The 14,311-nt window shown below is 56.0% G+C and carries 15 protein-coding genes and 1 other annotated feature; of the genes, 5 read left to right on the forward strand and 10 right to left on the reverse strand.

Annotated features, from left to right (window positions below; translation table 11 throughout):
- Window positions 1-350: 350 nt before the first annotated feature.
- The 3 genes from clpB to rluD form a co-directional block, all read right to left on the reverse strand.
- A complete protein-coding gene (gene clpB / locus JS46_RS13205) occupies window positions 351-2,924 on the reverse strand; it encodes an ATP-dependent chaperone ClpB (RefSeq protein WP_033751987.1) in 2,574 nt (857 codons plus the stop codon).
- A gap of 125 nt (window positions 2,925-3,049) precedes the next feature.
- A complete protein-coding gene (gene yfiH / locus JS46_RS13210) occupies window positions 3,050-3,778 on the reverse strand; it encodes a purine nucleoside phosphorylase YfiH (protein WP_033751990.1) in 729 nt (242 codons plus the stop codon).
- Complete coding sequence (gene rluD / locus JS46_RS13215) at window positions 3,775-4,755, reverse strand: 23S rRNA pseudouridine(1911/1915/1917) synthase RluD (protein ID WP_033751993.1); 981 nt, start codon at window positions 4,753-4,755, stop codon at window positions 3,775-3,777. Before rluD ends, yfiH begins: the two co-directional genes overlap by 4 nt.
- Window positions 4,756-4,886: 131 nt before the next feature.
- Here rluD and bamD point away from each other — a divergent pair, with 131 nt between their 5' ends.
- The 4 genes from bamD to pheA all read left to right on the forward strand — a co-directional run bounded on the left by bamD (window position 4,887) and on the right by pheA (window position 7,632).
- The gene (gene bamD / locus JS46_RS13220; RefSeq protein WP_033751996.1) at window positions 4,887-5,621 is read left to right on the forward strand and encodes an outer membrane protein assembly factor BamD; all 735 of its coding nucleotides are present in this window, start codon (window positions 4,887-4,889) and stop codon (window positions 5,619-5,621) included.
- A gap of 272 nt (window positions 5,622-5,893) precedes the next feature.
- On the forward strand, window positions 5,894-6,220 hold the full coding sequence (raiA, locus tag JS46_RS13225; RefSeq protein WP_033751998.1) for a ribosome-associated translation inhibitor RaiA: 327 nt from the start codon (window positions 5,894-5,896) through the stop codon (window positions 6,218-6,220).
- A 98-nt stretch (window positions 6,221-6,318) separates the two neighbouring features.
- Window positions 6,319-6,443 (forward strand) — a sequence feature (Phe leader region).
- Window positions 6,320-6,367 carry a pheA operon leader peptide PheL gene (gene pheL / locus JS46_RS24185; RefSeq protein WP_100279143.1) on the forward strand — a complete coding sequence of 16 codons (48 nt, stop codon included), beginning with the start codon at window positions 6,320-6,322 and terminating at the stop codon, window positions 6,365-6,367. (Overlaps the previous feature by 48 nt.)
- Before the next feature lie 22 nt (window positions 6,444-6,465).
- Window positions 6,466-7,632, forward strand: coding sequence for a bifunctional chorismate mutase/prephenate dehydratase (gene pheA / locus JS46_RS13230; RefSeq protein WP_033752000.1), 1,167 nt, complete (start codon window positions 6,466-6,468; stop codon window positions 7,630-7,632).
- A 67-nt stretch (window positions 7,633-7,699) separates the two neighbouring features.
- On the opposite strand, the gene tyrA is transcribed toward pheA, so the two are convergent.
- Complete coding sequence (gene tyrA / locus JS46_RS13235) at window positions 7,700-8,821, reverse strand: bifunctional chorismate mutase/prephenate dehydrogenase (protein ID WP_033752002.1); 1,122 nt, start codon at window positions 8,819-8,821, stop codon at window positions 7,700-7,702.
- 6 nt (window positions 8,822-8,827) lie between these two features.
- Window positions 8,828-9,907, reverse strand: a complete 1,080-nt coding sequence (locus JS46_RS13240) for a 3-deoxy-7-phosphoheptulonate synthase (RefSeq protein WP_033752005.1) — start codon at window positions 9,905-9,907, stop codon at window positions 8,828-8,830.
- A gap of 287 nt (window positions 9,908-10,194) precedes the next feature.
- Here JS46_RS13240 and JS46_RS13245 point away from each other — a divergent pair, with 287 nt between their 5' ends.
- Complete coding sequence (locus tag JS46_RS13245; RefSeq protein ID WP_033752007.1) at window positions 10,195-10,734, forward strand: GNAT family N-acetyltransferase; 540 nt, start codon at window positions 10,195-10,197, stop codon at window positions 10,732-10,734.
- Between the two features lie 68 nt (window positions 10,735-10,802).
- Here JS46_RS13245 and rplS read toward each other — a convergent pair whose 3' ends face one another.
- The 5 genes from rplS to ffh form a co-directional block, all read right to left on the reverse strand.
- Window positions 10,803-11,150, reverse strand: coding sequence for a 50S ribosomal protein L19 (rplS, locus tag JS46_RS13250; protein WP_033752010.1), 348 nt, complete (start codon window positions 11,148-11,150; stop codon window positions 10,803-10,805).
- Window positions 11,151-11,192: 42 nt separating this feature from the next.
- Window positions 11,193-11,954, reverse strand: coding sequence for a tRNA (guanosine(37)-N1)-methyltransferase TrmD (gene trmD / locus JS46_RS13255; protein WP_033752014.1), 762 nt, complete (start codon window positions 11,952-11,954; stop codon window positions 11,193-11,195).
- 35 nt (window positions 11,955-11,989) lie between these two features.
- Window positions 11,990-12,538: a ribosome maturation factor RimM gene (gene rimM, locus JS46_RS13260; RefSeq protein ID WP_033752018.1), complete on the reverse strand. Its 549-nt coding sequence runs from the start codon at window positions 12,536-12,538 to the stop codon at window positions 11,990-11,992.
- 18 nt (window positions 12,539-12,556) lie between these two features.
- Window positions 12,557-12,805 carry a 30S ribosomal protein S16 gene (gene rpsP, locus JS46_RS13265; protein ID WP_007893313.1) on the reverse strand — a complete coding sequence of 83 codons (249 nt, stop codon included), beginning with the start codon at window positions 12,803-12,805 and terminating at the stop codon, window positions 12,557-12,559.
- Between the two features lie 144 nt (window positions 12,806-12,949).
- Complete coding sequence (gene ffh / locus JS46_RS13270) at window positions 12,950-14,311, reverse strand: signal recognition particle protein (RefSeq protein ID WP_033752026.1); 1,362 nt, start codon at window positions 14,309-14,311, stop codon at window positions 12,950-12,952.

Genomic DNA, 14,311 nt, shown 5'->3' on the forward strand with positions numbered 1-14,311 from the left:
CGAGTGCCCACACAGATTGTCTGATAAATTGTTAAAGAGCGGTGCAGTCAGCGGCCGAGCCTGCTGCTGCGAGGTGGCGTATATTACGCTACTCTCCTTCGGAGTCAACCCCTTTTTTCAGGGATTTTATCCGGCGACTCAGCGAACCGAATCTCCTGAACACCGCATTCCGTAAGCCGTTGTGCCGTGTCAGTGGAGGCGCATTATAGGGAGTTCTTCCGGGCTGACAAGTGCTAATTTAAACTTTTTTACCAACCGCCTGTTTTCCAGGCAATGCGCTGAAAATTGCGTCAAAATAGCGCTTTTTAGCATAAAAAAACGGGCCCGCAGGCCCGTTTCGCTGATGTCAGTTACTGATGAGCGACGATTTCGCCCTCTTTGACGTCCATTTCGATGGTTTTGCCCGGCACCAGCTGACCGGAAAGGATCTGCTGCGCCAGCGGGTTTTCGATCTGCTGCTGAATCGCACGTTTCAAAGGACGCGCGCCATAGACCGGATCGTAGCCGTTCTCCCCCAGCAGTTTCAGCGCTTCGTCGGAGATATGCAGCTGGTAGCCGCGTTCATCCAGACGTTTATACAGACGCTGCAGCTGAATCTGCGCGATAGAAGCAATATGCTGCTCGCCCAGCGGATGGAACACTACCACTTCGTCGATACGGTTGACGAACTCCGGACGGAAGTGATGGCCGACCACATTCATCACCACATCTTTCATTTCCGCGTAGTTCAGTTCGCCGAAGCGTTCCTGAATCAGATCGGAGCCCAGGTTCGACGTCATGATCACTACGGTATTGCGGAAGTCGACGGTGCGGCCCTGTCCATCCGTCAGACGTCCGTCGTCCAGCACCTGCAGCAGAATGTTGAACACATCCGGATGCGCTTTCTCTACCTCATCCAGCAGAATGACCGAGTAAGGACGACGACGCACCGCTTCTGTCAGATAGCCGCCCTCTTCATAACCGACATATCCCGGAGGCGCGCCCACCAGCCGCGACACGGAATGTTTTTCCATGAATTCCGACATGTCGATGCGCACCATGGCGTCGTCGCTGTCGAAGAGGAAATTCGCCAGCGCTTTACAGAGCTCGGTTTTACCCACACCGGTCGGACCGAGGAACAGGAACGAACCGATAGGTCGATTTGGATCCGACAAGCCTGCGCGGCTACGACGAATCGCGTTCGATACCGCTTCCACCGCCTCGTTCTGGCCGATAACGCGCGCGTGCAGATCCTGCTCCATACGCAGCAGCTTATCACGCTCGCCTTCCATCATGCGCGCCACGGGAATGCCGGTCCAGCGCGCCAGCACGTCAGCGATCTCGACATCGGTAACGCGGTTGCGCAGCAGCTTCATGGTCTTACCTTCAGACTGCGTGGCGGCCGCCAGCTGTTTTTCCAGCTCCGGGATCTTGCCATACTGCAGCTCGGACATTTGCGCCAGGTCGCCCACGCGACGCGCCTGTTCCAGCGACAAGCGTGCCTGCTCCAGTTCCGCCTTGATATTCTGCGTGCCGGTAAGAGAGGCCTTCTCTGCTTTCCACTCCTCTTCCAGCTCCGCGTATTCGCGCTCTTTCTGGTCGAGTTCGCTTTCCAGCATTTCTAGACGCTTAATGCTGGCGTCATCCGACTCTTTCTTCAGCGCCTGCTGCTCCAGCTTCAGCTGAATGATGCGGCGCTCCAGGCGATCGAGCGGTTCCGGTTTCGAGTCGATCTGCAAACGGATGCTGGACGCGGCCTCGTCGATCAGGTCAATGGCTTTATCCGGCAGCTGACGGTCGGCGATGTAGCGATGCGACAGCGTCGCCGCCGCGACAATCGCTGGGTCGGTAATTTGCACATGGTGATGCAGCTCATAGCGCTCTTTCAAACCGCGCAGGATAGCGATGGTATCTTCCACGCTCGGTTCAGCGACGTAGACTTTCTGGAAACGGCGCTCCAGCGCGGCATCTTTTTCGATGTACTGCCGATATTCGTCCAGCGTGGTCGCGCCGACGCAGTGCAGCTCGCCGCGCGCCAGTGCCGGCTTCAGCATATTGCCGGCATCCATCGCGCCGTCAGCTTTACCGGCGCCGACCATAGTATGCAGCTCATCGATAAACAGGATAACGTTGCCTTCCTGCTTCGACAGATCGTTAAGTACGCCTTTCAAACGCTCTTCAAACTCGCCGCGGTATTTTGCGCCCGCCACCAGCGCCCCCATATCCAGCGCCAGTACGCGACGGCCTTTCAGCCCTTCCGGCACCTCGCCGTTAATGATGCGCTGCGCCAGGCCTTCCACGATGGCGGTTTTACCCACGCCGGGTTCACCAATCAGCACCGGATTGTTTTTGGTGCGGCGCTGCAACACCTGAATAGTGCGGCGAATCTCTTCGTCACGGCCGATGACCGGGTCGAGCTTGCCCTGTTCGGCGCGCTCGGTCAGGTCGATGGTGTATTTCTTTAATGCCTGGCGCTGATCTTCAGCCCCTTGATCGTTCACGTTGTCGCCTCCACGCAGCTGCTCAATCGCTTTGGTTAGCTTGTCAGTGGTCGCACCGGCCGATTTCAGCAGATCGGCTAAAGAGCCGCGCGAGTCGAGGGCAGCCAGAACAAAGAGTTCAGATGAGATAAAATTGTCGCCACGCTTCTGCGCCAGCTTGTCGCACAGGTTAAGCACGCGAACCAGGTCAGCGGACGGTTGAACATCCCCTTCGCTGCCCTCTACCTGGGGCAAACGGTTGATAGCCTGCTCGACGCCGTTGCGCAGAGCGGCAACGTCAACGCCTGCAGAGGCTAATAACGGACGAACGGATCCACCTTCCTGATTGAGCAGCGCGCTCATCAGATGCAGAGGTTCAATAAATTGGTTGTCGTGTCCCAGAGCAAGGGACTGCGCGTCGGCAAGGGCCAGTTGGAATTTGTTGGTAAGACGATCCAGACGCATGATTCCTCCCATTACAGGTCAAAATGCTACTGGAGATTAAAATGAGGTCATCCCTCAAATTTTCAAGGTTAATGACCTGCATCATGAGCAAAAAATACGCTACTGGATCGTCTTGTGGCGTAAGGTTATCTCAGCCAAATTAAAGAAGCCATACGCCCGGTGGTTCCGTCGCGTCGGAAGGAGAAAAAATCGCCACTCTCATGAAAGGTGCAGCGACGCGTCATGCTCACGGAGGTGACGCCCGCCGCCTGCAGCCGCTGCTGCGCAAGCAGCCAGATATCAGCGAAATACTTAGCGCCCGCCGGACGAAAGGCCTGCTGAGCACGGTTGTCATGCGCCATAAACGCATCGCGCACTTCGCTGCCGACTTCAAAGGCGTCGGGACCGATTGCCGGCCCAAGCCAGGCGTGTATCTGGCTGGCTGGCGCAGCGAACCGCGCCAGCGTATTTTCCAGCACCCCCGCGCACAGGCCGCGCCAGCCCGCATGCGCTGCGGCAATTTCGCTGCCGTCATAAGAGCAGAACAGCACCGGCAGACAATCCGCCGTCATCACCGCGCACACCACGCCCGCTTCGCGCGTGATGCAGGCATCCGCCCGTAAGGGCTCTGTCTGCTCAACAGGCAGGCGAACCACATCGGTGCCGTGAACCTGCTCAAGCCAGTGCGGCATCGCCGGCAACGCAGCGCGCGTTACCAGGCTCTGTCGGTTGGTAGCCACGTGTGCCGGATCGTCACCAACATGGCCGCCCAGGTTGAACGCATCCCAGGGTGCCAGGCTGGCGCCATCGCCGCGTAGCGTTGAGCAGGCACCTACGCTGGCGGGCGCGGGCCAGTCCGGCAGGACCCAACTCATAGCCAGTCCATCTGGTCGCGGAACTCTTCGGTATCCGCTTTCAGTACCTCAATCAGCTCCACCATGTCCTGCGGCAGCGGCGCATGCCACTCCATCTCGATTCCGGTAATCGGATGGTAAAGACGCAGCATGGTCGCGTGCAGCGCCTGGCGATCGAACGCGCGCAGCGTAGCGATGAACTGGTCCGAAGCGCCTTTCGGCGGACGCGGACGACCGCCGTACAGCGGGTCGCCCACCAGCGGATGGTTGATGTGCGACATATGCACGCGAATCTGATGCGTACGGCCGGTTTCGAGACGCAGACGCAGACGCGTATGGGCGCGGAAGTGCTCCATAATACGGTAGTGCGTTACCGCCGGTTTCCCCATCGGATGCACGGCCATATGGGTGCGTTTGGTCGAGTGACGGCTGATGGGCTCGTTTACCGTGCCGCCCGCCGTCATCGTTCCAATTGCCACCGCTTCGTACTCGCGGGTGATTTCGCGCAGCTGCAGCGTTTCCACCAGGTGGGTCTGCGCCGGGACGGTTTTCGCCACTACCATTAGCCCGGTGGTGTCTTTATCCAGTCGATGCACGATACCGGCGCGCGGCACGTCGGCAATGGCGGGATAGTGATAAAGCAGCGCATTCAGTACGGTGCCGTCGGGGTTGCCGGCGCCGGGATGCACCACCAGATCGCGCGGCTTGTTGATCACCAGAATATCGTCATCTTCATACACGATGTTCAGCGGGATGTTTTGCGCTTCCCAGCGCTGCTCTTCTTCGATTTCTGCATCGATAGCGACCTGTTCGCCGCCCAATACTTTCTCTTTCGGTTTATCGACAATCGCGCCGTTAACGCTGACGCGTCGGTCAAGGATCCACTCTTTTATGCGCGAGCGTGAATAATCGGGGAACAATTCCGCCAAAGTTTGATCTAAGCGTTGTCCCAGCTGCGCTTCGGAGACCGTTGCGGTGAGTTGAACTTGTTGTGCCATATACAGCTTCTTCGTTAACGTTGGGTTTTCACGGCGATGCCGTTTAATATAATGTGCTATCGTACCTGGTCATTACCGGGAGCTATACGGACAGCTTCCGCCATAACAAATTTGAGGATAACCATTTCGTCATGACGCGTATGAAATATCTGGTGGCTGCTGCCACACTGAGCCTGGCCCTTGTGGGTTGTTCCAGCTCAAAGGACACAGTACCGGACAGCCCGCCTTCCGAAATCTACGCTACCGCTCAGGAAAAGCTGCAGGACGGTAACTTTAAAGCGGCGATTAAGCAACTGGAAGCGCTGGACAACCGTTATCCTTTTGGTCCTTATTCTCAGCAGGTACAGCTTGATTTGATCTATGCCTACTACAAAAACGCCGATTTGCCGTTGGCGCAGGCTGCCATAGATCGCTTTATGCGTCTTAACCCGACCCATCCGAACATCGACTACGTTATCTATATGCGCGGCCTGACGGATATGGCGCTGGACGACTCTGCGCTGCAGGGCTTCTTCGGCATCGACCGTTCCGATCGCGATCCGACCCATGCTCGCGACGCGTTCCGCGACTTCTCGCAGCTGCTGCGTAACTATCCAAACAGCCAGTATGCAGCCGATGCGCAAAAACGCCTGGTCTATCTGAAAGACCGCCTGGCGAAATATGAGCTGTCGGTGGCGCAATTCTATACTAAGCGCGAAGCGTATGTCGCGGTTGTTAACCGCGTTGAAGGCATGATGCGCGATTATCCTGATACGCAGGCCACGCGCGATGCGCTGCCGCTGATGGAAAAAGCCTATCGCAATCTGCAGCTGAATGCCGAAGCGGACAAAGTGGCGAAAATTATTGCCGCAAATAGCTCCAGCTAAAACTGAGTCCGAAAAAATGAAAAAGCAGCCGTAATGGCTGCTTTTTTATGGGCGAAAAATCGACGATTTTGTGAATTCCTCGCTAATGTAACCCGTCAATCATGCGCCTCTCCGCGCACCGATTCAAGGCATTTCGGCTGCATTCCCAGCCTTTCTCACAAATCATTGCCATTGACAAAAAGTGACATTTTTTCGTGATCAAAATCACACATTTCATTGTTCAGCGCGTTATGCTGGATCTACCCAGACGGAAATGACAGAGAGGTAGACCTATGATTCTGAACATTACCAGCAAACAAATGGAAATCACCGCGGCTATCCGCGACCATGTCGAAGACCGTCTCGCCAAGCTGGAAAAATGGCAAGCTCATCTGATAAATCCGCACATCGTTCTCTCTAAAGCGCCGAAAGAATTCGTGGCCGACGCCACGATCAATACGCCCAACGGCACGCTGGTGGCCAGCGCTAAGCACGAGGATATGTATACGGCGATTAACGATCTCATCGGTAAGCTTGAGCGTCAGTTGAATAAGGTTCAGCATAAGCCTGAAGCCCGTCGGGCAGCGACCAGCGTGAAAAATTTCACGCCGGCCACCTGATACATACAGTTTTAGCAAACGCGCCTGCGGGCGCGTTTTTTATTGACAGCCTTAAATCAGTACGGGTACTCTCAAATCACCTTTTGAATGGAAATCACCATGAAACGTCTGCCGTTTTTCTTCGCTTTCTTTTTTACCTTCCCCTGACTGGGAGGCGATTCGTCGTGTGAAAACGAAAGCGAAGACGAACAACAAAGCCTCCCAACCGGGAGGCTTTTTTATTGGACAGCTTACAGGTGAGCCCTATGAATCCCGATAATCCCTTGCTGGCGCTGCGTGACCAGATCAGCGCCGTAGATGAGAAACTGCTGACGCTGCTGGCTGAGCGTCGCGCGCTGGCCGTGAAGGTTGCCGAAGCGAAACTGGCCACACACCGGCCGATTCGCGATATCGAACGCGAGCGTGCGCTGCTGGAGCACCTGATCGTGCTTGGCAAGAAACATCAGCTGGATGCGCACTACATCACGCGCCTGTTTCAGCAAATCATTGAAGATTCCGTTCTGACGCAGCAGGCGCTGCTGCAGAAAAACCTGAACCATGCTCATGCGCTGGCGGCGCGCATCGCTTTCCTTGGCCCGAAAGGTTCCTATTCCCATCTCGCCGCACGCCAGTATGCCGCGCGCCACTTCGACAATATGGTAGAGATCGGCTGCCTCAAGTTTCAGGATATTATTCGTCAGGTTGAAAACGGCCAGGCTGATTACGCGGTGCTGCCGATTGAAAACACCAGTTCCGGCTCGATCAATGACGTTTACGATCTGCTGCAGCAGACCAGCCTCTCGATTGTGGGCGAACTGACCCAGCCTATCGAGCACTGCGTGCTGGTAACAGGCGACACCGATCTGCAGCAGATTGAAACCGTTTATAGTCACCCGCAGCCGTTCCAGCAGTGCAGCCAGTTTATTAGTCGTTTCCCGCACTGGAAGATCGAATATACCGAGAGCACCGCTGCCGCTATGGAAAAAGTCGCGGCGCTGAACTCACCGAAAGCGGCGGCGCTGGGCAGCGAGGCAGGCGGCGAGCTCTATCATCTGCAGGTTCTGGAGCGCAATCTGGCGAATCAGCAGCAAAACCATACTCGCTTTATCGTGCTGGCGCGTAAGGCCATCGCCGTCTCCGATCAGGTTCCGGCGAAAACCACGCTGCTGATGGCGACCGGCCAGCAGGCGGGCGCGCTGGTGGAAGCGCTGCTGGTGCTGCGTCAGCATAACCTGATTATGAGCAAGCTGGAGTCGCGTCCGATTAACGGCAACCCGTGGGAAGAGATGTTTTATATCGACGTGCAGGGCAATCTTGAGTCAGACAGCATGCAGCAGGCGCTGCAGGAGCTAAAAGGGCTGACCCGCATGCTGAAAGTGCTGGGATGCTATCCTGGCGAGAATGTTGTCGCGGTGGAGCCGCGCAGCGCATAACAGAACGGCATCCGTAAGGATGCCGTTTTTAATTGCGGTTCAGGGGCTGGCATGCGTGAGCCGTTTTTTACGGTCTACTGTCGTTAGCGGAGCGCAGCAGGCTGCGGCTTTCAACCATAAAGCGTTTAGCGTGATCGCCAAACCAGTGTTCGACGCGGTTGAAGCTGGCGATAAATGCCTGCTTATCGCCCTGTTCCAGCAGCTTAATAGCTTCGCCAAAGCGCTGGTAATAACGTTTAATCAGCGCCAGATTGCTTTCGGAGGACATAATGATGTCCGCATAGAGCTGAGGATCCTGCGCGAACAGCCGTCCCACCATCGCCAGCTCGAGACGATAAATCGGCGATGAGAGCGCCAGCAGCTGATCGAGGTTGACGTTCTCTTCCGCGAGATGCAGACCGTAGGCGAAAGTCGCGAAGTGGCGCAGCGCCTGTATAAACGCCATATTCTGGTCGTGCTCAACCGCGCTGATGCGATGCAGCCGCGCGCCCCACACCTGAATCTGCTCCAGGAACCACTGATAGGCTTCAGGCTGGCGTCCGTCGCACCAGACCACCACCTGTTTCGCCAGACTGCCGCTGTCCGGCCCGAACATGGGATGCAGACCCAGCACCGGGCCCGCATGCGCCGCCAGCATTGCTTGCAAAGGACGGTTCTTGACCGAGGCCAGATCCACCAGAATACAGTCTTCCGGCAACGGCGGCAGTTGTGCGATCACCTGCTCCGTAAGATGGATCGGCACGCTGATAATCACCATGCCGGCATCGCTCAGCAGCGACGGCGCGCGATCCCAGTCCTCTTTATCCAGCGTCTTCACGTTGTAGCCCGACAGCGTCAGCATGCGCGCAAACAAGCTGCCCATCTGCCCTTTTCCGCCAACGATCACTACTGGACGCAGCGCTGGGTTAAGGGTTTTAAAGCCTTTATCGTTCTCGCTGGTATAGGACTCGCGCATCACACGGCGCAGGATATCTTCAATCAGATCGGGCGGAACGCCGAGCGCTTCCGCCTCTTTACGGCGCGAAGCCAGCATTGACGCTTCGCGCTCCGGTACGTAGATAGGCAAGCCGTAGCGGCTCTTTACTTCGCCAACTTCAGCCACCAGCTCCAGGCGTTTCGCCAGCAGATCCAGCAGCGCCTTATCGACAGTATCAATTTGATCGCGCAGCGCGGTCAGTTCAGCCACCATTGCTCATTACACCTCGTGTGACAGACGCGCCGACAGCACCTCTTGCAGATCCTGATGCATCTCGCGCAGCAGCGTTTCGGTGGTTTCCCAGTTGATGCAGGCATCTGTCACGGAAACACCGTATTTCATTTCGCTGCGCGGCTGCTCGGAAGACTGGCTGCCTTCATTAATATGGCTCTCCAGCATCAGGCCAATAATCGAGCGGTTGCCATCTTTGATCTGGGCTATCGCCGATTCGGCGACGCCAGGCTGGCGGCGGTAGTCTTTGTTAGAATTGCCATGGCTGCAATCTATCATCAAGGCCGGGCGCAGTCCCGCTTTGACCATCTCTTTTTCACACTGCGCCACGTCTTCCGGACCGTAGTTCGGCGCTTTGCCGCCGCGCAGAATAACGTGACCATCTGGGTTGCCCTGCGTCTGCAGCAAGCAAACCTGCCCCGCCTGATTAATGCCAACGAAACGGTGCGGCATCGCGGCGGCGCGCATGGCGTTGATCGCGGTGCCGAGGCTGCCGTCGGTGCCGTTCTTGAAGCCGACCGGCATTGAGAGGCCTGACGCCATTTCGCGATGCGTTTGCGACTCAGTAGTGCGCGCGCCAATCGCCGACCAGCTGAAGAGATCGCCGAGGTATTGCGGGCTATTTGGATCGAGCGCTTCGGTGGCGAGCGGCAGCCCCATCTCTACCAGGTTCACCAGCAGCTGGCGCGCAATGTGCAGACCCGCTTCCATATCAAAGGAGTTGTCCATGTAAGGATCGTTGATCAACCCTTTCCAACCGACGGTGGTGCGGGGTTTTTCAAAATAGACGCGCATAACGATATAGAGCTGATCCTTCAGCTGGTCAGAGAGATCTTTCAGGCGACGAGCGTAATCCAGAGCGGCTTCGGTGTCATGGATCGAACAGGGACCGCAAACCACCAGCAGGCGCGGATCGCGGCCGGCGATGATGTCGGAAATGGTCTGGCGCGAAGCGGCGATCTGCGCTTCCTGCTGGGCGGTCAGCGGAAATTTCGCTTTCAGCTCTTCCGGCGTAATTAAAATCTGTTCATTCGCAATGTGGACATTGTTCAGCGCGTCTTTTTGCATGGCTACGATCCTTTTTTCCTCGTTATGCGGTGAATGATCCTCTGACAGGATAGAGGACACTCTATCACAGAACGTAAAACAAGCAATCCATTTATGTACACTTTTATTACCACACAAGAATATTGTATGCGCGCCTATTTAAAAAAATCATAATTTTCATTTAATTAAATACAAACCTAACAAAACGAACCCCAAACAAGTGTAAATAATAAATTACACCACAAGTTTAGCATTCTCTCTTATCGCCTGATACGCTTTGCTAAAACCCCTTTTCCATCAGGTACTTTATGACTTCTCTGGCCTCTTCGATTCGACTGCGTCCTTTTACCCGCGACGACATCCCTTCCTTTACCGCTGCCGTCAACGCCTCGCTGAATACGCTGCAGCCCTGGATGGTATGGGCGCATCCAGACTATCAACCCGAAGAGGCAGCGAGCTGGATCGCTTTTACGCAGCAGCAGCGAATAAAGGGCGAAGCGGAAGAGTTCGCCATTGTTGACGATCGGGATCGTTTGCTGGGCGGCGCCGGGATCCGTTTTGCCCGCGAACCGGGTCAGTTTGCCGCGCTAGGATACTGGGTACGTAGCGATATGCAGCGACAGGGCGTCGCCAGCCGCGCCGTTGCACTGCTGCTTGAGATGGGATTTGCACGACCGGAGGTGAAGGTCATCGAAATTCTTGCGGCGGAAGAGAACCGCGCCAGCCGCGCGGTAGCGGAGCGCTGCGGCGCGCGCTTTATCGATATGCGCTACGGTTTAATCGTGCTGGAGAGCGGGCCGGTGAATACAGCGATATACCATGTGCATCGTCCCGAGGCGCAGGCATAAAAAAAGGGGCTGGCATCACGCCAACCCCTTGTTTGCTATTAACTTTTAGATGTCGCGTTAGCGATACCTTAGTTAAGACGCTCTTTGATACGAGCTGACTTACCAGTACGCTCACGCAGGTAGTACAGTTTGGCTTTACGCACAGCACCACGGCGTTTGACAGAGATGCTGTCGATGACCGGAGAGTGAGTCTGGAAGACACGCTCAACGCCTTCGCCGTTAGAAATCTTACGAACAGTGAATGCAGAGTGCAGACCGCGGTTACGGATAGCGATAACCACGCCCTCGAATGCCTGCAGACGTTTTTTAGAACCTTCAACGACCCATACTTTCACTTCCACGGAATCACCCGGGCGGAAGGAAGGTACGTCCTGTTTCATCTGCTCTTGTTCAATTTGCTTGATAATGTTGCTCATAATTAAATCTCTTATCCTGGGTAAACTGATAGTCGCGGGAGATTACTCTGCCGCCTCATCGTTTTGTTGCTGATGTTCCAGCTGGAACGCTTTCAGCAACCTTGCTTGCTCTTCAGTCAGAGCCAGGTTTTCCAGAAGTTCAGGTCTTCTTAGCCAGGTACGGCCCAGCGACTGTTTCAGGCGCCAACGGCGAATCTCTGCATGGTTGCCAGACAGTAAAACTGCCGGTACCTCCATGCCTTCCAGCACTTCAGGTCGGGTATAGTGCGGACAGTCCAGCAAGCCGTCAGAGAACGAATCCTCCTCGGCTGACGCCTGCTTGCCCAGCACGCCAGGAATTAACCGGGCCACTGAGTCAATCATCGTCATGGCTGGCAGTTCGCCGCCGCTGAGCACGTAGTCGCCGATTGACCACTCTTCGTCAATTTCGGTTTTAATTACGCGCTCATCAATACCTTCATAGCGGCCGCAGACCAGAATTAACTTCTGCTGCGTCGCCAGTTCGCAAACGCCCTGTTGGTCAAGTTTGCGTCCCTGAGGTGACAGGTAGATTACCCTGGCCCCTTCTCCCGCCGCCGCTTTCGCTGCGTGGATTGCATCCCGTAAGGGCTGCACCATCATCAGCATTCCCGGTCCGCCGCCGTAAGGACGATCGTCCACCGTGCGGTGCCGGTCGTGAGCGAAATCGCGAGGACTCCAGCTCTCGATGCTGAGCAGGCCATTTTTTACTGCCCGGCCAGTTACCCCGTAATCGGTAATTGCGCGAAACATCTCTGGAAAGAGGCTAATAACACCAATCCACATCGTTTTCGCCGTTACGTTACCTTGCGATTCGGAGATCAAAAACCAGGATCCCAGTCTACTTCAATGACGCCAGTAGCGAGATCGACTTTCTTGATAACCTGTTCATCAAGAAACGGAATTAACCGCTCCTTCACACCGAACGCATCTTTCAGGTTCGCCTTAACGACGAGTACGTCGTTCGAGCCGGTCTCCATCATATCGATGACTTTGCCCATCTCGTAGCCGTCAACGTTGACCACCTGGAGACCCATCAGGTCTTTCCAGTAGTAATCGCCGTCATCCAGCTGCGGCAGCTGCGCCGAGTCGACCGTAATTTCGCAATTGGTCAGCTGCGTCGCCGCGTCCCGATCGTCAATGCCTTTGACTTTGATGATCAGGTCCTGATTGTGATGCCGCCAACTTTCCAGCTCAACCTGCTGCCATTTACCGGCGCGCTGAATGAACCAGGGTTGGTAGTCGAAGATACTTTCGGCCGCTTCGGTGGAGGAAAACACTTTGAGCCAGCCACGTATGCCGTAGGCAGCGCCCATTTTGCCCAGTACGAGGGGCTTAACGGGAGGCTGTGCGGCAACTTCTTTGCTCATGCTCACCACCGTGACAGATTAAGCTGCTTTTTTTGCTTCTTTGATCAGCGCGTTAACGCGATCGGAAAGCGTTGCGCCCTGGCCAACCCAGTGCTCGATACGGTCCAGATCCAGACGCAGACCTTCAGCCTGACCAGATGCGATCGGGTTGAAGAAACCAACGCGCTCGATGAAGCGACCGTTACGTGCATTGCGGCTGTCAGTAACGACGACCTGATAGAACGGACGCTTTTTAGCGCCGTGACGTGCCAAACGAATTGTTACCATAACATCCTCTTAAGTTAATAAAACAACCGGGCCCCATTGAGGGAACGGGGCCCGGGTGCAATATAAAAAGCCCGAAAATTTTACTCATTTCGGCGCAAAAAGCAACCTGTGAGGGCAACCTTTCGGGCTTTTATTGCCGAACGCTTAGCGTCCGGGGAATCCTGGGGGCATCATGCCTTTCATACCGCGCATCATTTTCGCCATGCCGCCCTTCTTCATTTTCTTCATCATGCGCTGCATATCGTCGAACTGCTTCAGCAAGCGGTTGACGTCCTGCACCTGCATGCCGGCGCCAGTAGCGATGCGGCGTTTGCGCGAGCCTTTGATAATCTCCGGCTTCTCGCGCTCTTTGCGCGTCATGGAGTTGATAATCGCCTCCATACGCACCAGCACCTTATCGTCCATCTGCGACTTCACGTTGTCCGGCAGTTGCCCCATGCCCGGCAGTTTGCCCATCAGGCTCGCCATGCCGCCCATGTTGCGCATCTGCTTAAGCTGCTCGAGAAAGTCGTTGAGGTCGAAACCGTCGCCGGTTTTGAGCTTTTTCGCCAGCTTTTCCGCCTGATCGCGGTCAACCTTGCTCTCGATATCCTCGATCAGCGACAGCACGTCGCCCATGCCGAGAATACGCGAGGCGATACGATCGGGATAGAAAGGCTCCAGCGCCTCGGTTTTCTCACCGACGCCCATAAACTTGATCGGTTTGCCGGTGATATGACGAATCGACAGAGCCGCACCGCCGCGCGCGTCGCCGTCGACCTTCGTCAGGATGACGCCGGTCAGGGGCAGCGCTTCGTTAAAGGCTTTCGCCGTGTTCGCCGCATCCTGGCCGGTCATGGCGTCGACCACGAACAGCGTTTCGACCGGATTGATCGCGGCGTGCACCTGCTTGATCTCATCCATCATCGCTTCGTCGACGTGCAGACGACCGGCGGTATCCACCAGCAGCACGTCGTAGAACTGCAGCTTCGCTTCTTTCAGCGCGTTCTTAACGATGTCGACCGGCTTCTGGCTCAGATCGGACGGGCAAAAATCGACGCCGACCTGCTGCGCCAGGGTTTCAAGCTGTTTGATCGCCGCCGGGCGATAAACGTCCGCAGAGACGACCAGCACTTTCTTCTTGTGCTTTTCGCGCAGGAATTTACCCAGTTTGCCGACGCTGGTGGTTTTACCCGCGCCCTGCAGACCTGCCATCAGCACCACGGCCGGCGGCTGCGCGGCCAGGTTAAGCGCGTTATTCTCCGCGCCCATCGCCGCAACCAGCTCGTTGCGCACGATTTTGATAAACTCCTGGCCTGGCGTCAGGCTTTTGTTGACGTCGTGCCCCACCGCGCTCTCTTTGACGCGGTTGATAAAGTCGCGCACCACCGGCAGCGCAACGTCCGCTTCCAGCAGCGCCATGCGCACTTCGCGCAGCGTGTCTTTGATGTTGTCTTCTGTCAGCCTTCCGCGGCCGCTGATATTGCGCAGGGTTTGCGACAAACGATCGGTTAAATTGTCAAACAT

This window comes from Pantoea sp. NGS-ED-1003, assembly GCF_000738765.1.
Classification (GTDB): Bacteria; Pseudomonadota; Gammaproteobacteria; order Enterobacterales; family Enterobacteriaceae; genus Pantoea; species Pantoea septica.